At 69.9% G+C, this 22,671-nt stretch carries 19 protein-coding genes and 2 pseudogenes; 6 read left to right on the top strand and 15 right to left on the bottom strand.

Annotated features, from left to right (window positions below; all coding sequences use genetic code 11):
* Positions 1–45: 45 nt before the first annotated feature.
* Positions 46–1,017 carry a zinc-binding dehydrogenase gene (locus ABZ490_RS24215; protein WP_358993407.1) on the top strand — a complete coding sequence of 324 codons (972 nt, stop codon included), beginning with the start codon at positions 46–48 and terminating at the stop codon, positions 1,015–1,017.
* On the opposite strand, the gene ABZ490_RS24210 is transcribed toward ABZ490_RS24215, so the two are convergent.
* Together ABZ490_RS24210 and ABZ490_RS24205 are read right to left on the bottom strand one after the other, a co-directional pair.
* Positions 923–1,447, bottom strand: a complete 525-nt coding sequence (locus ABZ490_RS24210; RefSeq protein WP_358993404.1) for an alpha/beta hydrolase fold domain-containing protein — start codon at positions 1,445–1,447, stop codon at positions 923–925. The genes ABZ490_RS24215 and ABZ490_RS24210 overlap by 95 nt on opposite strands.
* Positions 1,448–2,278: 831 nt before the next feature.
* Entirely contained in the window at positions 2,279–2,476 is a 198-nt protein-coding gene (locus ABZ490_RS24205; RefSeq protein ID WP_358993401.1) for a ferredoxin, read from the bottom strand.
* A 320-nt stretch (positions 2,477–2,796) separates the two neighbouring features.
* On the opposite strand from ABZ490_RS24205, the gene ABZ490_RS24200 reads away from it, so the two are divergent.
* Both ABZ490_RS24200 and ABZ490_RS24195 read left to right on the top strand, forming a co-directional pair.
* Positions 2,797–3,459 (top strand): TetR/AcrR family transcriptional regulator C-terminal domain-containing protein, encoded by a 663-nt coding sequence (locus tag ABZ490_RS24200; protein WP_358993398.1) that lies wholly within the window; start codon positions 2,797–2,799, stop codon positions 3,457–3,459.
* Between the two features lie 52 nt (positions 3,460–3,511).
* Positions 3,512–4,564, top strand: coding sequence for a low specificity L-threonine aldolase (locus tag ABZ490_RS24195; protein ID WP_358993395.1), 1,053 nt, complete (start codon positions 3,512–3,514; stop codon positions 4,562–4,564).
* Between the two features lie 953 nt (positions 4,565–5,517).
* On the opposite strand, the gene ABZ490_RS24190 is transcribed toward ABZ490_RS24195, so the two are convergent.
* Together ABZ490_RS24190 and ABZ490_RS24185 are read right to left on the bottom strand one after the other, a co-directional pair.
* The gene (locus ABZ490_RS24190) at positions 5,518–6,504 is read right to left on the bottom strand and encodes an EamA family transporter (RefSeq protein WP_358993392.1); all 987 of its coding nucleotides are present in this window, start codon (positions 6,502–6,504) and stop codon (positions 5,518–5,520) included.
* A gap of 70 nt (positions 6,505–6,574) precedes the next feature.
* On the bottom strand, positions 6,575–7,552 hold the full coding sequence (locus tag ABZ490_RS24185) for a zinc-binding dehydrogenase (protein ID WP_358993389.1): 978 nt from the start codon (positions 7,550–7,552) through the stop codon (positions 6,575–6,577).
* A 161-nt stretch (positions 7,553–7,713) separates the two neighbouring features.
* On the opposite strand from ABZ490_RS24185, the gene ABZ490_RS24180 reads away from it, so the two are divergent.
* Positions 7,714–8,058, top strand: a complete 345-nt coding sequence (locus ABZ490_RS24180) for a helix-turn-helix transcriptional regulator (RefSeq protein ID WP_358993386.1) — start codon at positions 7,714–7,716, stop codon at positions 8,056–8,058.
* 164 nt (positions 8,059–8,222) lie between these two features.
* On the opposite strand, the gene ABZ490_RS24175 is transcribed toward ABZ490_RS24180, so the two are convergent.
* From ABZ490_RS24175 to ABZ490_RS24155, 5 genes are all read right to left on the bottom strand, one after another.
* On the bottom strand, positions 8,223–9,962 hold the full coding sequence (locus ABZ490_RS24175) for a 3-ketosteroid-delta-1-dehydrogenase (RefSeq protein ID WP_358993383.1): 1,740 nt from the start codon (positions 9,960–9,962) through the stop codon (positions 8,223–8,225).
* A gap of 100 nt (positions 9,963–10,062) precedes the next feature.
* The gene (locus tag ABZ490_RS24170) at positions 10,063–11,073 is read right to left on the bottom strand and encodes an alpha/beta hydrolase (protein WP_358993380.1); all 1,011 of its coding nucleotides are present in this window, start codon (positions 11,071–11,073) and stop codon (positions 10,063–10,065) included.
* A 97-nt stretch (positions 11,074–11,170) separates the two neighbouring features.
* Positions 11,171–12,757, bottom strand: a complete 1,587-nt coding sequence (locus tag ABZ490_RS24165; protein WP_358993377.1) for an NAD(P)/FAD-dependent oxidoreductase — start codon at positions 12,755–12,757, stop codon at positions 11,171–11,173.
* 29 nt (positions 12,758–12,786) lie between these two features.
* Complete coding sequence (locus ABZ490_RS24160; protein WP_358993374.1) at positions 12,787–13,755, bottom strand: SDR family oxidoreductase; 969 nt, start codon at positions 13,753–13,755, stop codon at positions 12,787–12,789.
* 423 nt (positions 13,756–14,178) lie between these two features.
* Positions 14,179–15,117, bottom strand: coding sequence for a phytanoyl-CoA dioxygenase family protein (locus ABZ490_RS24155; RefSeq protein WP_358993371.1), 939 nt, complete (start codon positions 15,115–15,117; stop codon positions 14,179–14,181).
* Between the two features lie 267 nt (positions 15,118–15,384).
* On the opposite strand from ABZ490_RS24155, the gene ABZ490_RS24150 reads away from it, so the two are divergent.
* Positions 15,385–16,200 carry an SDR family oxidoreductase gene (locus tag ABZ490_RS24150; RefSeq protein WP_358993368.1) on the top strand — a complete coding sequence of 272 codons (816 nt, stop codon included), beginning with the start codon at positions 15,385–15,387 and terminating at the stop codon, positions 16,198–16,200.
* A gap of 336 nt (positions 16,201–16,536) precedes the next feature.
* Here the strand turns inward: ABZ490_RS24150 and ABZ490_RS24145 are convergent, their stop codons facing one another.
* From ABZ490_RS24145 to ABZ490_RS24130, 4 genes are all read right to left on the bottom strand, one after another.
* Complete coding sequence (locus tag ABZ490_RS24145; RefSeq protein ID WP_358993365.1) at positions 16,537–17,757, bottom strand: cytochrome P450; 1,221 nt, start codon at positions 17,755–17,757, stop codon at positions 16,537–16,539.
* A gap of 89 nt (positions 17,758–17,846) precedes the next feature.
* Positions 17,847–18,266, bottom strand: a complete 420-nt coding sequence (locus ABZ490_RS24140) for a limonene-1,2-epoxide hydrolase family protein (protein ID WP_358993362.1) — start codon at positions 18,264–18,266, stop codon at positions 17,847–17,849.
* Between the two features lie 84 nt (positions 18,267–18,350).
* The gene (locus ABZ490_RS24135) at positions 18,351–19,133 is read right to left on the bottom strand and encodes an SDR family NAD(P)-dependent oxidoreductase (protein WP_358993359.1); all 783 of its coding nucleotides are present in this window, start codon (positions 19,131–19,133) and stop codon (positions 18,351–18,353) included.
* Between the two features lie 220 nt (positions 19,134–19,353).
* Positions 19,354–19,935: a hypothetical protein gene (locus ABZ490_RS24130; protein WP_358993356.1), complete on the bottom strand. Its 582-nt coding sequence runs from the start codon at positions 19,933–19,935 to the stop codon at positions 19,354–19,356.
* A 278-nt stretch (positions 19,936–20,213) separates the two neighbouring features.
* On the opposite strand from ABZ490_RS24130, the pseudogene ABZ490_RS24125 reads away from it, so the two are divergent.
* A pseudogene (locus ABZ490_RS24125) lies at positions 20,214–20,645 on the top strand (nuclear transport factor 2 family protein); the annotation flags it as partial.
* Positions 20,646–21,038: 393 nt separating this feature from the next.
* On the opposite strand, the pseudogene ABZ490_RS24120 reads toward ABZ490_RS24125, so the two are convergent.
* Positions 21,039–21,369: pseudogene (locus ABZ490_RS24120) on the bottom strand (aldehyde dehydrogenase family protein).
* Positions 21,309–22,508, bottom strand: a complete 1,200-nt coding sequence (locus tag ABZ490_RS24115; protein WP_358993353.1) for an aldehyde dehydrogenase family protein — start codon at positions 22,506–22,508, stop codon at positions 21,309–21,311. The pseudogene ABZ490_RS24120 and the gene ABZ490_RS24115 overlap by 61 nt, the downstream one beginning before the upstream one ends.
* Positions 22,509–22,671 lie beyond the last annotated feature (163 nt).

Genomic DNA, 22,671 nt, shown 5'->3' with positions numbered 1-22,671 from the left:
GGCGCGGCGGAGACCTTGTCGATCGAAGAGAGCTGGGGCGAAAACATGGTGACAGCACATGAGCTCGAACCGCCGAGCCGGTCCCTGCGGAGCGGCAGCGACGGGGCGTGGTGTGTCGATCGCCCGACCGCCCCGCAGCTCGGCCCCGGGGACGCCCTGGTGGCCGTGGACGCCGTCGCACTCTCCGAGGACGAGCCGCGGGAGCCGGGGGACTGCGAGTGCGGTGATCGCCGCTGCCGCACGCTCGCGCCTGGATGGGCAGGTCGGGTCGAGGCGACGGGCCCCGGAGCGAGCCCGCGGCTGGTGGGCCGGAAAGTCGTCGTGCGCACCGAGGCGTTGACGGACGTGCTCCATGCGCATGACGTCCGCAGCGGACATGTGGTCGTTCAGCAGCACGCCCTGCACTTGCTGCCGGACACGGCCGACCTCGGGGCCGCCGCGCTGGTGCCGCCGGCGGCGCTGGCTACACAGGCCTTCCAGGCGGCCTCAGTGAAGCCGAGCGAGCGTGTGGTCGTCCTCGGAGTGGGCGTCACCGGTCTGCTGCTGGTCCAGTTGCTCGCCGCCATGTCGCCCCTCGACCTCACCGTGGTCGACCCGTCGCCCGAACGAGGCACTCTTGCCCTTGAGTTCGGAGCGACACAGCATTGCACGACCGTGGACGGGGCGAGGGTCAGAAACCTCTTCGACGTCGTCCTGGAAACCACCGGGACCCGAGCTGCTCCCTACGCGGCCTGCCTCCTCGCGGCACGTGCGGGCCGGGTCGTGTTCACGCGCACCTTCCCGCCCGGAACCGGGCCGCTGGACCGGGCGCAGATGTCTCTTCGTGAACTGACCCTCCGCAGCGCCGGTGTCGCGTCCTCGGCCGCCTGGAGCGCGGCGGTGCGGTCCGTCGCCGCAGGGGTCCTCGATCCGCGTCCGCTGATCACCCGTGAGCTGCCGCTGGCATCCCTGGACGGCGGCTGTGCCGTTCGTGAAACCGACGCCGAGGCTCTGGCCACCGTCCTGATGCACCCGTAGGGCCGACCGGCAGACCACCATGTTTCGATGTGCTGAGAACGGTGGACGGTACGCTCAACTCGCCCAGGGCGCAATGGCGTTCACGGCTGCGTGACGGCCCTCGATCACGCCTCCGTCCCCGGACCGCAGCCGGTTCCGGGACGGCGGCGCGGACGGCGGTGTAGGCCTCGACGCAGTCGTCCAGACCCGCGGCGAAGGGGTGCTCCGGGGCAAGCCGGTGCTCGGGCGACACCGATCGGGCGCGTATCCGCAGTGCCAGGAGTCCCGCGGCGTTGCGTGCATGCGCCGCGGTGCCGATGCGGATACCGCCGCCGTGGATGAAAGAGGACCACCTCCTCACGCGCAGATGCCGGTTCGAAGAGAAGGGCCCCCTCCTGTCCGGCGGGGGTGGGCTCGGTGACGCCTTCCGGAGTGGGAGCGAGGGCGGCATTGGTGTTGGCTGCGCCCGCGCTTCTGGGCGAGCGCGGGCGCAGCCCGCCCTGCCCGGCCTTGACGCGTTCGGTCAACCAGTGATGGGCCTCGCTGGGCATGGGCACCCCATTGACCTACGCCCGCAGGGCATCGATGTCGTCACGGCCGTGCCGGAGGTCAGGCGCACCCCGCGGAACCGCCGCGGCGCCGACATCCAGTTCGGCACCAGGGACGAGGACGCCGTCATCTCCGAGCTGAACATGGACGACCGGGCCAGGCTGGGACGGACCGGGTGCTGCGCGGGGAGGGCCTGGGAGCGACCGACTTCTTCGAGACCGGGGCGTTTCTGCGCACTCGGGACGACGTCGACTTCCCCACGTGCGGTACCGGTTCCTGCCTCTCGCGCGGCAGCTGGTGAACGGCAAGCCGGTGCCGACCCCCGGCTTCCGGTTCTGACCGTCGTCAAGCACCTGGAGTCCCCACACAGGCCATGCGGGACAGGATCGACGGCATCCGGCTGGCCCGCACGCTGGTACGGCACAGCGCCTGGGCGCGCCACGGCGTCAGAGAACTGACCCCCGGGTTGTGCGTCGACAGCGAGCTGGAGGCGTTCATCCGGAGAATTTCCGGTGCCTCCTACAACCCCTCCGGAGGCTGTCGCACGCATGACGGGGGTCATCACCGGAAGTCTCAACGCGCCGTTGTCGATGACGGCCGAGGATATCTCCGACCGGATACGCGGCGGAGCGGCTCTGCCGCTGTCCGAGGCGGTGTGCCACCGCTCGTGAGGGCGCGGGGGTGTGACGCTTCACCCCGGCGGGAACCGGGGCGAGACGGCACTGTCAGCGGCTCACGCCTCGACGAGCGTGATGGCGGCGGCCGGGCACACGGCGGCCGCGTCGCGGACCGCGTCGTGCTGGTCCTCGGCGGGCTCCGCGTTCAGCAGCACGACGATGCCGTCCTCGTCGCGCTGGTCGAAGACCTCCGGTGCGGCCATCACGCAGCTCCCGGCGGCGCAGCACTTCGCCTCGTCCACGGTGATCTTCATGGTCGTTCCCTTCTGTTCAGCCGGCCGCTCGGCCGGACGGTCTGTGGTGTCTGGGCGGTCGGCACGTGGGTGTCCTTGGAGCGCGTCACCATCGCACGGGCACTTCCCGCAGCCCGTCACCGGTCAGCCCCTCGACCTTGCGCGACTCGGCGACCGGCACGGCCGGTTTCATCTCCTGCGAGGTGTGCCGCCGCACCAGAATGTTAAATCAAAGGGTTTATTTAAAATAGCGGTAGCTGGATCATTACTCAAGGGCGGGCCGGTGGCGCGATCGCACGGGCCTCTGGTAATGCGATACGGCGTACCGTACGGTGACTCGTATGCCTCGTCATTCCCCTGCCCTGGACCGCGCCACCCCGGACCGCATCGCTGAGAGCGCCCTCTTCCTGGTGGACAGAGGGGGGCCTGCGGGGCTGACGTTCCGTGTGCTCGCCGCGCACCTGGACATCTCGCTCGCCTCGCTCCAGCGTCGCTGCACGAGCTTCGCAGGGCTGCTGGACCTGTGCGTCGACCACCTGGCGGCAGGGGTGCCCGAGGTCGCTCCGGGCAGCGACTGGGCCGACGCCACGCGCATCCGCTTCAGCGCGCTGTACCAGATGCTGGTCGGCCATCCCGGGCTGCTCGCCCTGCGCGGCACCCGTCCCTGGCTCGGACCGAATCTGCTGGCCCGCCTGGTCGAGCCGCAGCTGGCCGACAGCATCGCCGCCGGCCTGACCCCCGAGGAGGCGATCATCACCTACCGGCGCATGTATCTGCTCACCCTCGGCAGTGCCGGCTTCGTCGACCACCGTGACCCCAAGGCGGCCGAAACCGCGACCCGCGCTGCGCTCGCCGCACTCGACCCCGATGAGTTCCCGGTCCTTACGGCGAACCTGAACCGGATCGTGCCCGCCGTGACCGACCACGAGGTCTACTACGGCGCCCTGGCCCAGCTCATCCAGGCCGGCGATCCGGCATCGACGGGTTCGACGCCGCACCGATGAACAGCCCGACCCGCGCCTCCATCGTCTTCGAAAAACAGCAAGGACTCCGATCATGAGCGTCACCTCCGCCACAGCACGCATCTTCAGCAGTGACAACACCGCCGGCACCTCACCGGAGATCATCGAGGCCATGGCCCGGGTGAGCTCCGGCCAGACCCTGCCGTACGGCGCGGACGACACCACGGCCTCGGTCAGGCGCCGGCTCGGCGAGGCGTTCGAGCAGGACGTCGACGTCCTCCTGGTCTCCACGGGGTCCGCCGCGAACGCCCTGAGCCTCGCCTCACTGACCCCGCCCTGGGGGAGCGTGCTGTGTCATCGCGAGAGCCACATCAACAACGACGAGTGCGGTGCGCCCGAGTTCTACACAGCGGGCGCGAAGCTCGTCCCGCTCGGTGGAGAGGACGCCAAGATCGACCCCGCCGAACTGCGCGGCGCCGTACGGCACAAGAAGGGCGACGTGCACAGCGTCGAGCCTTCCGTGGTGAGCGTCACGCAGGCCACGGAGACCGGAGCTGTCTACACGCTCGACGAACTCGGCACCATAGGGTCTATCACCCGGGAGGCTGGACTGCGCCTGCACATGGACGGTGCCCGCTTCGCCGGGGCCGTCGCCGCCCTCGGCTGCTCGCCCGCCGAGCTGACCTGGCGGGCCGGCGTCGACGTGCTGTCCTTCGGGGCCACGAAGAACGGCACGATGACCGCTGACGCGATCGTCGTGTTCGACCGCTCCCTCACCGCCGAACTGACCTTCCGGGCCAAGCGGGCCGGACAACTGGCCTCCAAGATGCGCTTCCACGCCGCCCAGCTCGACGCCTACCTCGCCGACGGCCTGTGGCTGCGCAACGCGGCCCACGCCAACGCCATGGCAGCTCGCCTCCAGGACGGCCTGAAGGCGATACCCGGTGTCGGACTGCTCGGCATCACCGACGCCAACATCCTCTTCTGTCGCCTGCCTCAGCAGGTGACCGAGGGTCTCCTGGCCGAGGGCTACACGTTTTACCACGACCGCTGGGAACCCGGCGTCGTCCGCTTCGTGACCTCCTTCGCGACCACGGAGCAGGACGTCGACGGTCTGCTCGGCGCGGTCGGCCGCTACGCCGCCTGACCGACTCGCCCGCCGTCGGGGATGCCGGCGGCGGACGCGCATCCCGCTCGCAGGGTTACGAGTTGTCGCTGTCGCGACGCCACACCCGACCCAGACGCCGACGCCGTCGGCGAGCTGACGGGGCATCACGTCGACACCGGCCTGCACGACGTCCTCGTCAACGGAGGTGCGGACGAGTGGTGGTCGCAGCCGGACGAGGACGGCGCCGGGGCGCCCCTGGGGCGATCGAAGCGGTCGACCGGCGCGTCCCGGTGATCGTCGGCTGTACAGGGTTCACCGCCCGCCAGGTCATCGAACTGGCGCAGCAGGCGGGTGCCGATGGCGTACTCGTCAACCCGGCGCCCTACGCCCACCGTACCCAGGCCGAGATCCTCAACCAGTCGAGGCTCATCGACGCCGAGGCCGAGACGCCCACGGTCGACTGCCGCTGGCCCCGGGGCACTACGGTCGAGACCGAGTCGACACCGCCGCACAGATCGCTGGGCTGGAGCGATCATCGCCCCAGTGCCGCACACACGACAGCGACCGCGTGTACGACTGCACGAGCACGTCGGTGGCAAGGTCCGCGTCCGCGCGGACTGATCGACCGCCGCGGCCTGGCGCTGCGGGTTCGCTCGGTGCCGGTGGTTACATCGACGCCGGCGGCATCGGGGCGCTGCGACCGGCGATCGCCGGGCCGGACAACCACGCCACCGAGGAGCCGGCGTACCTCTCCCGTTGCTTACCTTCCACCGAGCTGCACGAGGCGACGTGCCAGCAGTGGATGAGGCCGCCAAGATCCTCCGGCCCACCCGCAACGAGCCGTCCGTCGCCGAGCGCACCCACCGCCTGTTTCCTCCTTGAGGACTACGTGCTCGCGTGGCCGACCGGCGAGTACGTGACCGAGGGATCACCGGTCACGTCGACGTGTCACTGGAACTCTCGTATCCCGTGGCGGTCGCTGTCCACGGTCGTCAGTCGACCGAGACGACCGCACCGGGCGCCACCTGAGAAGGATGTCCTTCCCGCGCCGGTGTGTCTTCCAGTGCCGCCGTGCCTTGTGCGCTGACGCGGGAGTCCGATCGCTTCCCCGCTCCCAGGAACGTGGCGGCGACGGAAGCGCACGCGACCGCCGCGATGCCGAGCCACTGCGGCCAGGCGAGCCGCTGGCCGAGGATGAGGAGCCCGAAGAGGGCGCCCGCGGCCGGCTCCAGGCTGGTCAGGACGCTGAACACATGCGGCGGAATTCGCCGCAGGGCCTCCAGGTTGAGCGAATACGGCAGGACGCTGGACGCCACCGCCACCACCGCGGCCACCCACAGCACCTGTGGATCCAGCAGTGCGCTTCCCGCATGGGCGATGCCGTACGGCGCACTCAGGAGGGCCGCCCAGACGATGGCCAGGGCGAGTCCCTGACCCCCGCTCAGGCTGCGCGCCATGCGGGACGAGACGATGATGTAGCCGGCCCAGCAACAGGCCGCCACCGCTGCCAGGGTGAGGCCGCGTACGTCCAGGGGGACGCCGCCCCCACCGAGCAGCACGACACCGCCCGCCGCCATGCACGCGGGCAGCACGTCGACCGCGCGCCGCGAGCCCGCGAGGGCGATGGCGAAGGGGCCGAGGAACTCGATGGTGGCGACGGCGCCCAGGGGGACGTACTTCACCGCCTGGTAGAAGGCCAGATGGTGCCCGGCCAGCAGGGCCCCGGCGGCGATCACCGTCCACCTCGCACCCTTGACGGAGGACAGGTCCCGCCGCCGCGGGCGCCAGATCAGGCAGAGCAGCGCGCCCGCGATCAGCAACCGCAGGAACACCACGCCCGCGGCACCCACCTGCGGATATACCCGGGGCGCGAAGGCCGCGCCGAACTGGATTCCGCACACGCCCCCGAGCACGAGCCCGGGGGCGGGTATCTTTCCCATGACCGCGGCGGAGCGCCGGGCCGCACTGCTCTCCTGCATGGCTGTGATCCGAGATCCGTCGACTTGGCCAGAGGGCGATGTGTCGTGGCGGCTGTGGGCCGCGCGCGGCTCAGTCGCTCACCCGCAGCAGCAACTTGCCCGTCGAGGTCCGCCCGCCCATCAGCCGGTGCGCCTCGGCCGCCTCCGCCAGCGGGAACTCCGCGGTCACCGGAAGGCTCACCGTGCCGTCGACGACCGTACGGAAGGCGCGCTCGGTCAGCTCCCGCAGGGCCTCGGGCGCCGACTGGGCGAGTGCCAGGATGGAGAAGCCGCCGACCGAGCGGCCCCGCCCGTAGAGCTCGGGCTGCCCGACCTGCCAGGGCTCCGCCCCGCTCGCGTTGCCGAAGGACACCAGGCGCCCGAAAACGGCGAGTGCGTCGAGGCCGCGGCGCAGGGTGTCCCCGCCCACCGGGTCCAGCACCAGGTCGACCCCCTTGCCGCCGGTCGCGCGGCGGACGTCGTCCAGGAAGGTGTCGGTGGTGAACACCTCGTCGTAGCCGTGCTTGAGGGCGTGCCCTGCCTTGGCCGTGGTGGAGGCCACGCCGTACACCGCGCCGGCCCCCGCCGCCCGGGCGAGCTGACCGACCACCGTCCCGATGCCGCCGGCCGCCCCGTGCACCAGCACGGTCTCGCCCGTACGCAGGCGGCCCACCTCGTGGAGCAGGGCGTGGGCGGTCGGCACCACGGTCGGCAGTGTGGCCGCCGTCCGCAGGTCCAGGCCTGCGGGGAGCGCGAAGACTGTGGCGGCCGGCGCGACGACCACCTCCGCGTACGCGCCGCCGTCGACGAGCGCCGCGACGTTCTGCCCCGGGACCAGCCCCTCGACGCCGTCACCGACGGCCCGGATCCGTCCGGAGACCTCCAAGCCCGGCCGGAATGGCAATGAGCCGACCCGGTAGCCCTCGGCGCGTGCCTTGAGGTCCGCGAAGTTCACGCCCACGTACGCGGCGTCGACGGTCACCTGACCCGGCCCCGGCTCGGGAGCGTCAGCCTGCACGATCTCCAGCACCTCGGGGGCGCCGTACTCCCGGAATTCGACTGCACGCATGAGCGGAACGCATCCTTCCACAAAGTGTTCAACGGAAAGCGAACACTAGGACTGTAAGATATCCGTCGAACACTCAGCAAGCGGCCGGGCCGCTCTGTGGCGCGTCTCATCGAGGTGGTGCGCCTCAATGACATCGAAACCGAGTGGAACGGGGACGGGACATGACGAGTCAGGCGTCGGCCGGAAGTCATCGTGCCGCTCCCGTCCATGTGGATCCCTGTGACGTCACCGTCCTCACCGCGCTGTCCGCGGTCGCCGATCCCGTACGCGTCCAGCTCATCCGCGAGCTCGCCGGCTCCGCCGAGTGGACGCGCAGCTGCGGCAGCTTCGACGTGCCGGTGGGCAAGGCCGCGCTGAGTCACCACTTCTCGGTCCTGCGCGGCGCGGGTCTCGTCGAGCAGCGCGACGAGGGTCCCCGGCGGGTCAACCGGCTACGCCGCGAGGAGTTCGACGCCCGTTTTCCGGGGCTGCTCGCCCTGGTTCTGCGCGACGACCACACTGGCTGACGCCGACCGCCTGGCTGGAGCTCGTACGGCAGCCTTTCCGGTGCCGCCGCGCCCCCGTATCGGCGCGCGACTGTGTCTCTGTGCGGCTTCGCCGCGCGGGCGCGACCAGCCACGACGATGCCGCAGACGACCGACGGCACGGCACCGCACAGCCGGCGGAGTGCTTAGCTCGATGCCTCGGGCTGCTGGGTCCTTCCGGTGGACGAGTGGTCGTGCGAGGCGGCGTGCTGGGCCGCGATGTGGCCGTAGACCAGCCCCTGGCCGATTGTCGCACCCGGGCCGGGATAGCTTCGGCCGAACACGTTCGCCGAGGTGTTGCCGATGGCGTAGAGACCCTCGATGGTGGTGCCGTCCGGCCGTTGCACCTGACCGTGTTCATCGGTGCGCAGGCCGCCGCAGGTGCCCAGGTCGGTGAGGACGACCTCCACCGCGTACAGGGTGCCGTGCAGGGGGCGCAGGTTCGGGTTCGGCTTCACCGTCGGGTCGCCGTAGTAGCGGTCGTAGGCACTCTCGCCGCGGCCGAACTCCGAGTCGTGGCCGGACGCCGCGATCTCGTTGTACCGGCGGAAGGTGGCGACGAAGGAGTCCTCGGCGATTCCCGCCGCGCGCGCGAGCGCGGCCGGATCGTCCGCGCTGAAGGCGATTCCCGCGTCGAACCAGGCCTGGGGGAGCTTCTGGCGCGGGTACACGGAGCCCGCCATGAGATAGCGGTTGCGATGGGTCTGGTCGAACACCAGCCACACCCGCCCCAGCGGCTCGCCGGCGCGGTCGCGGTGCTGCCACACTTGCCCGACCGTCATGTAGTCGCTGCACTCGTTGACGAAGCGCTCACCCGTCGAGCCGACCATGAAGGATCCGGGCAGCGAGCGCTCGGCCAGCAGTACCGCGGGAGCCGCAGTGCTGTCGGCCGGACGGAACGCCGGGAACCACCAGGCCTCGTCCATGAGATCGGTGGCGGCGCCCAGTTCGGTCGCCAGTCGGATCGCGTCGCCGGTGTTGCCGGCGGCGCCCCAACTCCAGTCCTCCGTACGGGTCGTCTGGTGTTCGGAGCGCAGTGGCATGTTGTGGTCGAAACCGCCAGCCGCCAGGATCACCCCACGGCGCGCGGCCACCGTCACCCGCCGCCCGTCCTGCTCCAGCACCGCTCCCGTCACCCGGCCGTCCTCCGTGCGGAGGCCGACGAGCGCGGTCCGCGTCCACACAGGTATGCCCGCCTTGAGCAGCCCGGCGTACAGTCCCGCCCCGAGCGCCTGGCCGGTCGCCTTGTACTCGCGCCCGATGAGCATCCCTGAGACGCCGAGGAGGAGCCTCCTGACGATGAGCGGCAGGGCCTTTCCGGGCTTCCGGGTCATCAGGTTCATCCACTTGTAGTCACCCGAGGTCACCGGCATGACGGCCGGGGCGGCCATCACGTTGTTCGGGAGCAGCCGGGCGCGGTCCCGGCCGAGGGAGGCGACGTCGAAGGGGCGGGACTCGCAGCCCCGGCCGATCGCCGACCCGCCGGGCGCCTCGGGGTGGTAATCGGGGTACCCCTTGCCCCAGAAGAAGGTCAGGGGAGTGGTACGGCGGAGCATCTCGACGGTCGCCGGGCCGTGTTCGATGAAGGCCAGCCGCTGCGCCCGCGGTGCGTCGTCACCGGCGAGTGCGTCGAGGTACTCCAACCCCCGCTCGGCGGTGTCGTCGCTCCCTTCTTCCTGCAGGACGGGGTTCGCGGGTACCCAGAACGCCCCGCCCGACAAGGACATCGAGCCGCCGACCCACTGCTGCTTCTCCGCCACCAACACCGTGAGGCCGCGTTCGTGGGCCGACAACGCCGCGGCCATGCCCGTCCCCGATCCGATGACGAGCAGGTCGACCGTCATGTCCTGCGCGTGTGGCCCAGCGGGAGGCTGCTTCGTCTTCATGATGGTTCACTCCCTGGTCTTCTTCGTATTCTGTGACGGTCGAGCCCCCACAACGCGAGCCACTTGAGTGCCGTGTCCATGGCGGGATTCGATGTCGCGGTCAAGGGGTCTGCTCCGAAGGGAATCCCGGTTCCCCGCTCCCGGCATTGCGGGTGGGGGATGCCTGCCGGGTGACGCGCCGTAGGAAGTCCGTCATGTCGCGGCGACAGCGCTTGGCGACATCGGTCTGGGCGAAGCCGTCGAATCCGTGGGGTGCCCCCGCGTAGACGCCCAGATCCACTGAAACGCCCGCTTCCAAGAGGCGCGTCGCGAAGGCCAGGTCTTCCTGGCAGAAGAGATCCGCCCCGCCCACGAAGATCCCGGTGGGCGGCAGACGCGAAAGGTCGTCCGCCAGCGCGGGTGAGGCGTGCGCGGGCACCTCGGCCGCGGTCCCGTCCTTTCCGAGGTAACAGGCCCAGCCGAGCCGGTTCGCGGCGGCCGGCCAGATCGGATCCTCGACCACCGCACCGTGACCGGTGCGGTGGTCGAGCATCGGATAGTGGAGGAGCTGGAACGCGGGGACGGCCGGTCCCCGGTCGCGCAGCCGGAGCGACAGCGCGGCGGCCAGACCGGCACCCGCGCTGCCGCCGCCCACCCCAAGACGCACCGGATCGATACCGAGTTCGGCGGCGTGCCGGCAGGCCCACTCCCATGCGACCGCGCAGTCCTCCAGCGGGGCGGGGTACGGATACTCGGGAGCCAGGCGGTAGTCGACGGAGACCACGACCAGGCCGAGTTCCACGACCCATCGCTCCACCCGGGCGTCGGGAGCCAGCGCCGACCCGAGGATGAAGCCCCCGCCGTGGATCCACACCAACCCTGGCGCCGGAGCAGGACCGCGCGGGCCTTCCCGGCGGTGGACGCGCACGCGTACGCGCCCCTCACCGGGCACATCGGCCTCGATGTCCTGCACCGCCGTACCCGATGCCACGGGGGGCGGCGAAGCCGATCGCGCCGCCGCCGCGATCGCCTCGCGGATCCGGGGGACGTCGAACGGCGTCGCCGCCGCCCAGTCGACTCGACGGGTGGGGAACACCTCGATCAGGCCGGCGAGTTCGGGGTCCACATCCATACGCTCTCCTAGACCCGGCTGCGTTGCGGGGCAGCGGGGGCGGTGCGCGCGACGGCGCGCGCGTCAGCCGCCGTGGCGGCCGATCTGTCCGATCTGTTCAGCGCAGGTCGAATCCCGCGTAGTCCCCTGCGGCGGCCTCACGCATGCTCGCGACATGGCGCCGGACACCGCCGATGTAGGGAATGAACGTCCTGGAGCCGTCGTCGGACACGTGCACCATGTAGTTGTCAATACCGAGCCGCAGCAGGCCCTGCGCCAGCTGAGCGACGTGAGCCGTCCACTCCGCCTCGCCGGCCTCGCTCGGCTCGATACTGGCGTACTTCTTCTCATCGAGGTGGGCGATGCAGTCGGCGATCCAGTCGATCGAGTACTCGTTCTGCAGGAAGAGGTTGCCGAGCACCGAAGGGCTGCCCGGTCCCGTGGGCAGGAACAGGTTGGGAAAGCCCGCGGTCATCATGCCGAGCTGGGTGCGCGGGCCGGAGCGCCACCGGTCCGTGGGGGTGATCCCTTGCTCGTTGCGGATGTTGGCCCCGTCGATGGCCCCGGTGAACGCGTCGAACCCCAGGGCGAAGACGATGAGGTCGACCTCGTGGTGGTGGTCGCGGGTACGGAGGCCGGTCTCGGTGATCTCGATGATCGGGTCGTCCCGCAGGTCGACCAGCGACACGTTGTCCTGGTTGAAGGCGTCGTAGTAGCCGATCTCCAGGCACAGCCGCCGGGTTCCGATGGGATAGGTGGGACACAGGGCCTCGGCCACCGCGCGGTCGCGTACCGCCCCACGGATGCGGTCCCGCACGAAGTCCGCGACGACGTCGTTGACCTGCGGATCCCGCCCCTGGTCGAGGAAGACCGAGTTCATGCCCTGGCCGCCGGCCTCCCACTGGCGTACGAGCATCGCGTCGCGTTCGGCCGTGACGTAGTGGCTCATCGGGTGCTGTGGTTCGGGGATCCGGACCCCACCCGCGGTGTCGGTGAGCAGATGCTCGCGCTCGACCGGGAGCCGGTCGCCGAGTTCCTTCTGGACCATGCCGTCGAGCGGCCGGTTCTGCGCCGGCACCGCGTAGTTGGCCGTGCGCTGGAACACGTACAGGTGCTCGGCCTCCGACGCGAGCGTCGAGATCGTCTGGACCCCCGAGGAGCCCGTGCCGATGACGGCGATGCGCTTGCCCGTCGTCTCGACCTCGTCCTGCGGCCAGTGGCTGGTCATCACCCACTGTCCGCGGAACCTGTCCAGGCCCGGGAAGCCGGGCTTCCGGGCCGCCGAGAGCTGTCCGGTGGTGAGGACGAGGAAGCGGCACGACAACCGGCGGCCGTCGGCCGTGATCAGGTCGTACCGGCGTCGTGCCGGGTCCCAGGTCGCGCCGTTCAGCCAGGTCTCGAAGTGGAAGTGGCGCCGTACGTCGAGCCGGTCGGCCACGGAGTTGAGGTAGCCGAGCAACTCGGGCTGGGAGGCGTAGCGTTCACGCCACTGCCAGGAGCGCCAGACGTCCTCGGAGAACGAGTAGCAGTAGTCCAGGCTGTCCAGGTCGACCCGGGCACCCGGGTAGCGGTTGTGGTACCAGACCCCGCCGACGTCGCTCGCGCCTTCGAGCCCGACAACCGACCATCCCTGACTCGTGAACCGGTGCATGGCGTACACGCCGCCGAGGCCGGCGCCGATGACGGCGATGTCGTAGTCACCCATGCGGTCCCCGTGTCCTGTGTGCTGCCCGCTCAACGCTGCCTCGATCCTTCGGTTCCCACCGGGTCCTTGGCGTCCCGGTCCGCACTCCAGAGAGCCGAGGCGCCGTCGAGGTACTCCGCGCGCAACAAGGGCGTGACCCCCAGGGGGACCAGGTGCCCTCCCAGTTCGCCCTCGAACACCTCCGCGATGACGTCGGCCGACCAGCCCGACTCGCGGCGCAGGATCGGCTCGCGAACGGCGGGATGCGCGATCAGCGAGAGCGCTGTTCCCTCGATGCGTACGATCTGGCCGGTGACCCGGTGCGACTTCTCGGACAGCAGGTACACCGCCACCGGGGCGTTGGCGGAGGCGTCGGGCTTGTTGCCGGTGCCGAGTCCGCTCATGCTCGCGAGCCGGTGGGTGTCGGCGAAGGCCGCCGAGGTGGTCGTCTGGCCGGTGAGCCCCAGTGGGGAGATCGCGTTGACGCGTACTCCGTGCGGGGCCAGCTCCATCGCCCAGCAGTAGGTCATGGAGGCGACCGCCCCCTTGGTCGCGCCGTAGCCGACCATGTAGGGGATGCCCAGGTGCGCGCCCGAGGTGACGTTGACGATGGAGCCCGAGCCCGCCTGCATCATGTGCCGCATGGCGGGCAGCGTGCAGGCTGCCAGTCCGTTGACGTTGACATTCCACATCCGCGCCAGCTGGGCCGAGGTGAGTTCACCGGGCATCGACATCTCGAAGATCCCGGCGTTGTTCACCAGACCGTCCAGGGAACCGAACTCGCTCACGCACCGGTCCACGAGTTGCTCGGCCTGTGTCCAGTCGGTGATGTCCGCGGGTGCGCCCACCGCCGCACCGCCCTGCTCGCGGATCCGCACCGCCACCTCCTCGGCGGCAGGGCCGTCGACGTCGTTGACGACGACCTGCCCTCCTGCCGCGGCGATCGCCTCGGCATACGCCGCGCCGATGCCCCGGCCGGCCCCAGTGACGATCACGGATTTCCCGTCCAAAACGCGCATCAAGTGCTCCTCGGCCCTATGTCACGCCTGCTGCATCCGAGGCCGCTTCGAGCTCGCGCCCATCGGGGGGTGTCCCGCCCCGGAGCCGGCACCCACGGCACGCGGCTCCGCGCTGTATCCGGTCGGCCGCCCCTGTCCGCTGTTTCGGGACGGTGGTCGTCTCCGGTGGATCCTGAAGGTCGTTCACGCGGGTCGGGCGTCCGGGCGAACGACCCACCTGTCCGGACGGCTCTGCGGACGCCTCGAAGGCACGAGGCGTGCGTGGGTGTTCCGGCCGCGACCGAGGCGGGAAGTCGCGCGCGGTCTGCTGTGCCCTGTCCGCCCGCCGGCCGTACCGAGCCAGGTGGGTCGGGCCACGTGAGTCCATGGCGGGTGCGTCGCCCGAGGTGCCCGTTGACCAGGACCCGGCCGGCTGCCGATGGCTCAGGTCGCCGTGCGGACCAGCACGGCACGTGTGCGGCCGGCGTCGGTCGCCGCGAGGACACGGTCGCCCGTAGTGAAGTGCGCTCTGGCCGACCGGGACTGTACGGCGCCCAGTCCCCGGATATAGGTGCTGTCGTCGATGGCCAGCGTCACGTCGGCGCCGTCCTCGTCGTGGATCGTGACACTGGAGTCGTCGATGCTCTCGACCGCACCGACGACCGGCTTCGGCGCCGCCGTGTTGAGCACCCGGATGTCGATCGACAGCCGGATCCGGTCCGAGGTGTTCGCGAGCCCCGAGTGCGGCGTGAACTTGTTGAAGATGAGGATGTCGCCCGGCAGGTAATCGATGCGCCGCCAGGATTCCTCCGCCACCTTCTCGGCCGGGATCGCCTGGCTCTTCCCGTCGTGCAGGACGCCGCTGTGGTGTGCCTCGGCGACGGCCAGGCCCCCGAGATCGGCGGGTATCGGCATGAGGGGGATCCAGCAGATCCTCAGATCGAGTCCGGGGTTGTAGAAGCCGTCCTGGTGGCGGGCGACGAACGGGTCGTCGGGTGTGCTTTCACTCGGCAGGGCGGCCCGGTAGGAGACGATGGGCAGCCACGACGGCGATTCCCCGAGTACCACGCGGAGTGTGCGCTCGGTCCCGGGGTCGTTCGCCAGGGCCCTCCATGCCTCACCGAGGTCCTCGTACTCGATGGCACGGCTGCCCTTGACCGGCTCGCCCGTCCACACGGACTCGCCGTCGACGGACGTGACCAACCCCTGTTCGTGCAGACAGTTCATGTACGCGCGGCGGAGCCTCTCCACCGCGTCGGTGTCGAGGACGCCACGCAGGAACAGGTACCCGTCCGCGTTCCAGCGGCGGTTCAGCTCTTCGTGGTCGTCGAGAACGTCGGCGGAGTCTCGCAGCGTTGCGATCTCCGCAATGGTGCTGCCCAAGGCGCGAATCCCTTCGGGTGGTCTACGAGATGCGAAGCGGTCGGGATCGAGGCCTGCGCCCGGCCGGCGAGCGGGCCCTGGCGGAGTGCGCGGTGGCACTGCCAACCTGACAGTCATTGTACATAATATATTTCTCGGGGTGGGTGCGGTCAAGGCTTCGACGGGCGCCGACTTCGGGCGATCCGTGCTTGCAGGGCGGGCACACCTCCCGTATTGCATGTAATATATATTATAGATTTAGTCTCAGTGTCGAGCGAGAGGAAAGCCATGGAACTCACTGACAAGGTCGCCGTTGTCGTGGGGGGAGCCGGGTACATCGGCTCCGCGTGCTCACGCCGCCTGGCGGAGGCGGGTGCCACCGTCGTCGTCGCGGACCTGGCCGCAGCCAAGATCGACGAGATTGTCGCCGACATCGAGGCAGCGGGAGGGAAGGCCATCGGGCAGGTCGTCGACGTCAGTGAAGAGGCTTCGGTCGTCGAGCTGGTCAAGACGACGCTCGGCGAGTACGGCCGGATAGACAGCCTCGCCAACGTCGCCGCCGCGCTGGACCTCGCGCCGATGGACGGCGACATCACCACCATGGAGGCGGAGTTCTGGGACCGGGTCATGGCGGTGAACCTCCGCGGTCCCATGCTGACGGCGAAGCACTTCCTTCCCACCATGATCGCGCAGGGGTCGGGGACGATCGTGAACTTCACCTCGACCGCGGCGTTCGCCGGAGACCTGGGACTGATCGCCTACTCCTCCTCGAAGGCCGCGCAGATCGGCCTCACCCGGTCCATCGCCACCACCTACGGGCAGCAGGGCGTACGGTGCAACGTCATCGCGCCCAGCGGAGTGTGGTCCCCCGAGCTGCTCTCGATCTGGCCGGACGAGATGAAGGAGAGGTTCCAGGACTGCATGCTGACCCCGCGCCTCGGCGAGGCGGACGATGTCGCCCACCTGGTGGTCTACCTGTCCTCCGGCAAGGCGTCCTACATCACCGGACAGACCTTCTTCGTCGACGGCGGAAGCCTTGTCCACCAGCCCTGGGTCCGCCGCGGAAGCTCGGCGGGCACCGACTTCTTCCACCAGGAGGACTGACACGGCGTGCGGCGAACGGCCTGAACCCATGCCCGCCCGGCATGGGTTCAGGCCGGTCACGTCTGTCCGGACGTGCGCTCTTGGCGAAGTCGTCGATGCGGCCGACCGCGACGTGACGTCAGCTTCGTACTGAGCCGGGCGAAGAGCCTCGGCGAGTGTGATGCGCTGACCGGACACGGCGCAGGCCACCGGGAAACGCGACCGGGCCCCGCCTCGCCGTCCAGCCTCCTCCGGCCTCGACGGCCGGTCCGGCACTGGTGGTCCGAAGCGGGACCCGGTCACTTGCGCCCGACCATCACGGTCCCGGCCTGGCACAGGACCCCTCGGCGCCGGCCGCTACACGTCCCAGACGAGCGGGAGCGACTGCGGCTGGATCATCCCGCCCATGTCACTGACGATCTCGGCGTCCGAGGCGATGCGGAAGGGCGGGAGCATGTCGAACAGGGTGTTGATCGCGACACGCAGTTCACGGCGGGCCAGGTGCATTCCCATGCACAGGTGCCGGCCGTAACCGAAACTGACGTGCCGCGGTTTCCGGTCGAACTGGATGGCGTGCGGATTCGAGAACTCGGCGGGGTCACGACCGGCCAACGAGAACAACAGCAGGACCCGGTCTCCGGCCTTCACCGTCACGCCGCCGACCGTTGTGTCACCGACGCACTGACGCATCACGCTCGTGGCGCCGTAGGCCCGCATCAGCTCCTCGATGGCGTCGTCGATCCTGTCCCGGTTCGCGCGCAGGTAGGCCTGGTCGTCATGGTTCTCGGCGAGGTGGCGAACGAGATGGCCGAGATGGGCCGCGACGGTGTCCAGCCCCCCGATGTACAGCGTGAAACAGATACCGAGCAGCTCGTTGTCGTCGAGCTTGCGGCCGGCGATGTCGGAGCGCAGGATGCGGCCGATGAAGTCGTCACCCGGCGCGTCCCGGCGCGCGTCGATCTCCGACCTCAGATAGTCCACCACGGCCTGGGTGTTGGTCTGCACCTGCTGCAGGGTGGGGGCGTAGATCATCCCGTGTTCCCAGGCGAGGAACTGCTCTGTCCGGTCGAGGGGCAGGCCCATCAACTCGAGGAAGATCCGGACCGGGTACTCGAGGGCGAACTCCTTCATGAACTCGACGTGTCCGCGTGCCCTGAAGGTGGCCACGGACTCGCGCGCGTACTCGTTGACCTTGTCCTCAAGGGCTTCGATCGCGGCCGGCGAGAGAAGGGGGTTGAGGATCTTCCGGTAGTCCAGGTGGCTCGGCGGATCGATCTCCGCGGGGATCATGCGCCACTCGCCACCGGTCAGCATCGAGAACGGGAACTGGTCCTTGCTGCTGAAGTGCTCGGCGTCCATCGCGATCTTGCGGCAGTGGTCGGCCCGCCAGAACACCCATGCGCCACCGCCCAGCGGCACCGAGGGCGCGTAGTAGACCTCGGGGCCGTTCTGGATCTGTGCCAGCACGGCGTGCGGCAGCTCGGTGGTCGTCGAACCGCGGGACACGGGGTGCTCCCGCACCATTTCCGGTGGGATGTGGTCGGGAACGGGCTGCGCGAACGGGTCGGCCTGGGTCATCGTCATCTCCTCTGGAGGTTGTTCAACCGCCGCCGACGGTGGACGCGTTGCCGCGTCCACCGTCGGCGGCCGGGTGCGCGCATCGGCGCTCAGGACGCTCCGCACACGTAGTCGGTCCACTCCTGGATCCGGCCGTCCTTCAGGTAGAAGACGCCGACGAGGGGGAACGGCTGATCGGGCTTGTCCTCCGACTGCACGATGTCGGTCCGGATGTTGACGACGATGGGGCCCTCGGCGAAGGTGTCATGGATCTTGACATCGACCCGGTCCGTCGACTTCAGGTGCTGGAAGATCTGCTCCCTGCAGCCCTCCGGTCCGACCGTCGGCGGCAGGACATGCGCGGTGCGGACCACGCCGTCAGGTGCGATGGAGGAGTACAGGATCTCCTCCGGGTTCCAGAACGACATCACGAAGCTGTTCACCAGCTCGACGTTGGCCTTCTCCTCGGCCGTGAGCTCCGTCTTCCGGTTGTAGGTGAATGCCTGTCCCAAAGCGTTGTCTACCGCCACGGTTTCCCCTTCATCGCGGAATCTGTGAAATTCATGGAGTCCGAGCCTGGCCTGCCCCGTGGGCAGGCCTCGCTACGACCGGACTCACATCACGGCGGACGTCCAGCCGCCGTCGATCGTCAGGACGTCACCGGTGTGGTAGGCGGCGGCATCGCTGGCGAGATAGACGACAGCCCCGGCGATCTCGCCGGGCTGTCCGTAGCGAGGGACGGGCGCCCTCTGGGCCAGCAACTCGGCGAACGGGGCTCCGCCGGTCTCCGTCGCGATGAACCCCGGGTTGATCACGTTCACGCGCACGCCGTACCGGCCGAACTCGACGGCCGTGCTCTTCGCGAGGCCGACGAGGGCGGCCTTGGCGGCTCCGTAGTGGGCGAGCCCCGGCGCCCCGTGCTTCGTCGCCAGACTGCCGGTCAGGATGATCGACCCGCCCGGGTCACCGGCCTCGGCCCGAGCCACCATGTGCCGGGCCGCCGCGGCCACGGTGTTCCACGTTCCGTCCAGGACCGTCCCGAACTGCTGCGCGCGGGCCTCGTCGCCGGTGTCCAGGAAAGCGGCGCTCGGCACGAGATCGCCGGCGTTGGCGAAGGCGATGTCGAGCCGGCCGAGTGTCTCGATCACCTCTTCGGCACCGGCACGGACGGCCTCCGGGTCGGAGATGTCGACGGACGCCGCGTGCACCGTGGCGCCGATCGCACGCAATTCCTCGGCGACCGCCTCGTTGCGCTCCTTGCGCCGGCCCCAGATCGCGACCGAGGCCCCGGCACGCGCCAACGCGGTCGCGGCGGCGCGCCCGATCCCGCTGTTGCCGCCGGTCACCAGGGCGACCTTCCCGGTCAGGTCCAGCGGGTGTCCAAGCTCGGTTGACATAGTGCACCGTCCTTCTCGTCATGGAGACGGGTACGGCCTGCGGTCACGACGCGACGTGAGCCGGCGGCAGGCATTGCGGATGCGGGGTGGGTGGCTCGAATCGGATGCCGCGGCGTATGCGCTGGTGCGTCAGTCCCTGTCGAGTTCAGCCGGAATCTCTTGAATGAGCCTGGTCGCCCGACGGCGGCTGTGAGCGCGGCGGACGAAGCCGAGTGGGGTGTCAGCCCTGCGGCAGCGGACGCTGGCCCTGCAGCTCGATCAGCTGGCCGAACGGGTACAGGCCGCCACCGATCACATCCGTGTGGACAAAGGCCTGGTTCACCTCGCGACCGGTCCGGGGCAGGGGGAGCGGACCCGTCGGTATCACCGTGACCCGCCCCTTCAGCTCCTCCGGCAGCTCGTTGGTGAGCCGGTCGGTCACCTCGGCCAGCTCCTCGAAGGTCTCGTACCGCAGGCCGAAGTGCGTCACGTCACCCGGCCGCCTCCGGATCTGGTCGTAGGCGCGGAGCGCTTCGCCCAGCTCGCCCTCTCCGGCGGCGAGCGCGCTGAGATGACGGTCGAGCTGCGCGTCAGGCTCCCGCAGTTCGCTGAGGTAGAGGACGTTGTTGAGTACGTCGCTGCGGTCGCCCTTGCCCGAGAAGATGCCTGTGATGGTCCACGGCGCGTTGAAGTCCTCGGTGAGGTCTTCCGTGACGCACCCGAGGGCCTCGAAGAACTTGATCGCGAGATCCAGTTCACCAGGCCGGTGCATCAACTCGACGTGGCTGATGAAGAAGTCGTCGAACTTGTCCGAACTCGTCATCGGGGCTGTCCTTTCGGCTGGCCGGACTGGTACGGGTGCGGGGGTCAACCGGCTGGTCGCACGGAGGCGGATCGCCTCCCTCGCTTCGCTGAGGCGTAGGAGCTGTCAGGTTCCGCGGCTCGCCCCACTCAATGTAATATATTATGTTCTAGCGGCCCGTCAATCGTCGCGGCGGAGGAGGGGCAGGCACAGAGGGCTAGGGGCGGAGCGGGTCGCTCCGGCCGGGCGCCGATGCCGCGGGAACCTCCCCACCCGCCGAAGCCGTACCTCGCTCGTCGAACAGGAAGCAGTGGCCTCAGCCGGCCGAGTTGTTCGCGCCCGATGCGGCGATCGGCGCGTCCGGGGACTCCGACCCGACCGCCTTCGTGGACTTGCTGGCCGAACGACTGGCCGGGATCACCTGCGTGCACCAGGGATTCACGCCCCGCTTCGAGCAGGTGAGTGACGTCGAGGTGCACGGGGTCTGGGCGATGCAGGAGGTCCTGTACTGGGATCCCGCCATCCACAGCCACTCGCCGACCGACCTGCCCGGCCAGTTCGGCGTCCGGGGATACGGGCACTATCACGACACCTACCGCAGAACGGCTGACGGTTGGCGGATCAAGAGCCAGAGCCTGCAGCGGCTCGTCGACGAGCCGCTCATCGCCAGTGGCGCGTTCGGCCCCGCGTCGTTGCGGATCGCCGGCGGCGCACCCGAGCCGGGCCGGTGAAGGCCTGATGTGCCCTCGGGCAGGGCCCGTCCGTGATCAGTGGAGGAGGAGAGCAGTGTCCATGAGGTCTGTCCGTCGCCTGTCCCTGCCCGTGCGGAACTGCCTCGGAGGTCGCCGACGACTTTGCTGGTCACCGGCGGCACCGGCTTCCTCGGCTCCTGTCTCACCCGCTACGCGCTCCTCGAACGGGGGGCCTCTTCGCGAGCTCCGTCGCGGTCTACGTCCGGCGTGTGACCGCCTACGACGCCTACTGGGCCACGAGCACGACAGCGTTCTGGTCCACGGCGGCGCGGGGGCAGGCCGTCCGGGACACACCTCCCCGGCTCGGACGGCCCCCCCCGCAGACCTCGCACATGAAGGCGACGTCATGGTGCGGGGAGTCGGCGCGGGGTCTCAGCGGGCGAGCTCGCCGATGACCATGTGCTTGACCTCCTGGAAGGCGCGTATTCCCTCGGTCCCGCGCTCACGCCCGAGCCCGCTCTGCTTGTAGCCGCCGTTGGGCGCGTAGGCGCTGAGCAGGCCGGTGTCGGCGTTGCGTCCCGCTGCGGATCCGGCGGGCCAGGACCGTCGCCGCCGCCGCGTCTGCCGAGTGGACGTGTGCGGAGAGGCCGTAGGGAGTGTCGTTGGCGATCCGTACCGCGTCGTCGAGGTCGCGGTAGCCGATCACCGTGAGCACCGGTCCGAAGCTCTCCTCCTGGGCGGCGGGGTTGCCGTTGTCCGGCACGTCGAGGACGGTCGGTTCCACGTAGTACCCGCGTACCCGCGCTCCAGTCCGGCGGGCCGTCCACCGCCCGTCACCACCCTGCCGCCGTGCCGCAGGACGAGCGCGACGAACTCCTCGCAGCGGGCCCGCTGCCCGTCGCTGATCACCGGCCCGAGCATCGTGCCGGGCGCGGTGGGCGGGCCGACCGGGAGTCCGGCATGGACGGCCGACACAGTGGCCAGCACCTCCTCCTTCCGCTCCTCGGGCACCAGCATGCGGGTTGCCGCGGAGCACGCCTGACCGGAAGTCATCGCGACGACGGCCGCGGCCCCAGGACCGACTCGGTGCCGCGCGTCCGGCAGGTAGATCTGCGCGGACTTCCCGCCGAGTTCCAGCGCGACCTGCTTCACCGTCGGGGCGGCCTGGGCGAGGATCCGGCGGCCGACCGCGGTCGAGCCGGTGAAAGACACCAGGTCGAGGCCCAGGTGGCTGGTGAGCAGTTCGGCGCCGGCCGGCCCGTCCTCGATCACCACGCTGAGGACGCCCGGTGGCAGTCCGGCATCCTCGGCCGCGACGCCGAGGCTCAGCGAGGACAGCGGAGTAAGCGGGCTCGGCCGCAGGACCACCGAGTTGCCGGCGAGCAGCGCCGGGACGACCTTCTGCAGCGCCATCAGCAGCGCCGCGTTGTAGGGAGTGATCGCGGTGATCACGCCGACCGGTTCGTGACGGCGCACGCTCAGCGCCACCCGTCCGCGCACCAGCTCGCCGACCGGTACCCCGGTCGCCTCCTCCTCGGGGAGCGACAGGTACAGGTCGACCGTGGCGCGGGCGAGAGCGAGACCCGCCTCGACCTGGGTGGTCTCGGCGAACGGGACTGGCTGACCCGCCTCGGCGACAAGAGTGGCGACGAGTTCGTCGCGCATGGATTCGAGCCGGTCGAGGAACGCTCGTACGACCTGAGCGCGCTCCCGCGCCGGACGGTCTGTCCAGACACCGTCGTCAAAACTGCGCCGTGCTTCCGTGACGGCCTTTCGCACATCCTGCAGGGGAGCGGCCGAGAGGACGCACACCTCGGTCTCGGACGCGGGATCGGTGACCGGGCAGGGTTTCTCGCCCTCGACCCACCGGCCGGCGATGTGGGAGCACCGTGACGCGATCACATCGGACGTGCGTCTCGTGACCTCCGTTCGTCATGAACGATCCGCAAGTATATATAGTATATTGACTCAGGCGTCGATGTGGCGGGCCGACCGGGGTCGCTTGACTTGGCAGGCAAATAAATATAGTATATATGAACGAGGTGCGAGAGGGCAGGCGCCCCCC

Origin of the sequence: Streptomyces sp. NPDC005811 (assembly GCF_040630405.1) — a bacterium.
Lineage (GTDB): Bacteria > Actinomycetota > Actinomycetes > Streptomycetales > Streptomycetaceae > Streptomyces.
This window is presented reverse-complemented; position numbering and strand designations above follow the sequence as displayed.

Bases quoted from the DNA above. Each gene is read 5' to 3' on its own strand.
- ABZ490_RS24170 (WP_358993380.1), bottom strand. From the start codon at position 11,073: ATGGATGTGGACCCCGAACTCGCCGGCCTGATCGAGGTGTTCCCCACC.
- ABZ490_RS24185 (WP_358993389.1), bottom strand. From the start codon at position 7,552: ATGCGTGCAGTCGAATTCCGGGAGTACGGCGCCCCCGAGGTGCTGGAG.
- ABZ490_RS24190 (WP_358993392.1), bottom strand. From the start codon at position 6,504: ATGCAGGAGAGCAGTGCGGCCCGGCGCTCCGCCGCGGTCATGGGAAAG.
- ABZ490_RS24145 (WP_358993365.1), bottom strand. From the start codon at position 17,757: ATGACCCAGGCCGACCCGTTCGCGCAGCCCGTTCCCGACCACATCCCA.
- ABZ490_RS24200 (WP_358993398.1), top strand. From the start codon at position 2,797: ATGCCTCGTCATTCCCCTGCCCTGGACCGCGCCACCCCGGACCGCATC.
- ABZ490_RS24210 (WP_358993404.1), bottom strand. From the start codon at position 1,447: ATGCCGCCCTCGCTCCCACTCCGGAAGGCGTCACCGAGCCCACCCCCG.
- ABZ490_RS24150 (WP_358993368.1), top strand. From the start codon at position 15,385: ATGGAACTCACTGACAAGGTCGCCGTTGTCGTGGGGGGAGCCGGGTAC.
- ABZ490_RS24180 (WP_358993386.1), top strand. From the start codon at position 7,714: ATGACGAGTCAGGCGTCGGCCGGAAGTCATCGTGCCGCTCCCGTCCAT.
- ABZ490_RS24135 (WP_358993359.1), bottom strand. From the start codon at position 19,133: ATGTCAACCGAGCTTGGACACCCGCTGGACCTGACCGGGAAGGTCGCC.
- ABZ490_RS24175 (WP_358993383.1), bottom strand. From the start codon at position 9,962: ATGAAGACGAAGCAGCCTCCCGCTGGGCCACACGCGCAGGACATGACG.
- ABZ490_RS24165 (WP_358993377.1), bottom strand. From the start codon at position 12,757: ATGGGTGACTACGACATCGCCGTCATCGGCGCCGGCCTCGGCGGCGTG.
- ABZ490_RS24215 (WP_358993407.1), top strand. From the start codon at position 46: ATGGTGACAGCACATGAGCTCGAACCGCCGAGCCGGTCCCTGCGGAGC.
- ABZ490_RS24195 (WP_358993395.1), top strand. From the start codon at position 3,512: ATGAGCGTCACCTCCGCCACAGCACGCATCTTCAGCAGTGACAACACC.
- ABZ490_RS24130 (WP_358993356.1), bottom strand. From the start codon at position 19,935: ATGACGAGTTCGGACAAGTTCGACGACTTCTTCATCAGCCACGTCGAG.
- ABZ490_RS24160 (WP_358993374.1), bottom strand. From the start codon at position 13,755: ATGCGCGTTTTGGACGGGAAATCCGTGATCGTCACTGGGGCCGGCCGG.
- ABZ490_RS24205 (WP_358993401.1), bottom strand. From the start codon at position 2,476: ATGAAGATCACCGTGGACGAGGCGAAGTGCTGCGCCGCCGGGAGCTGC.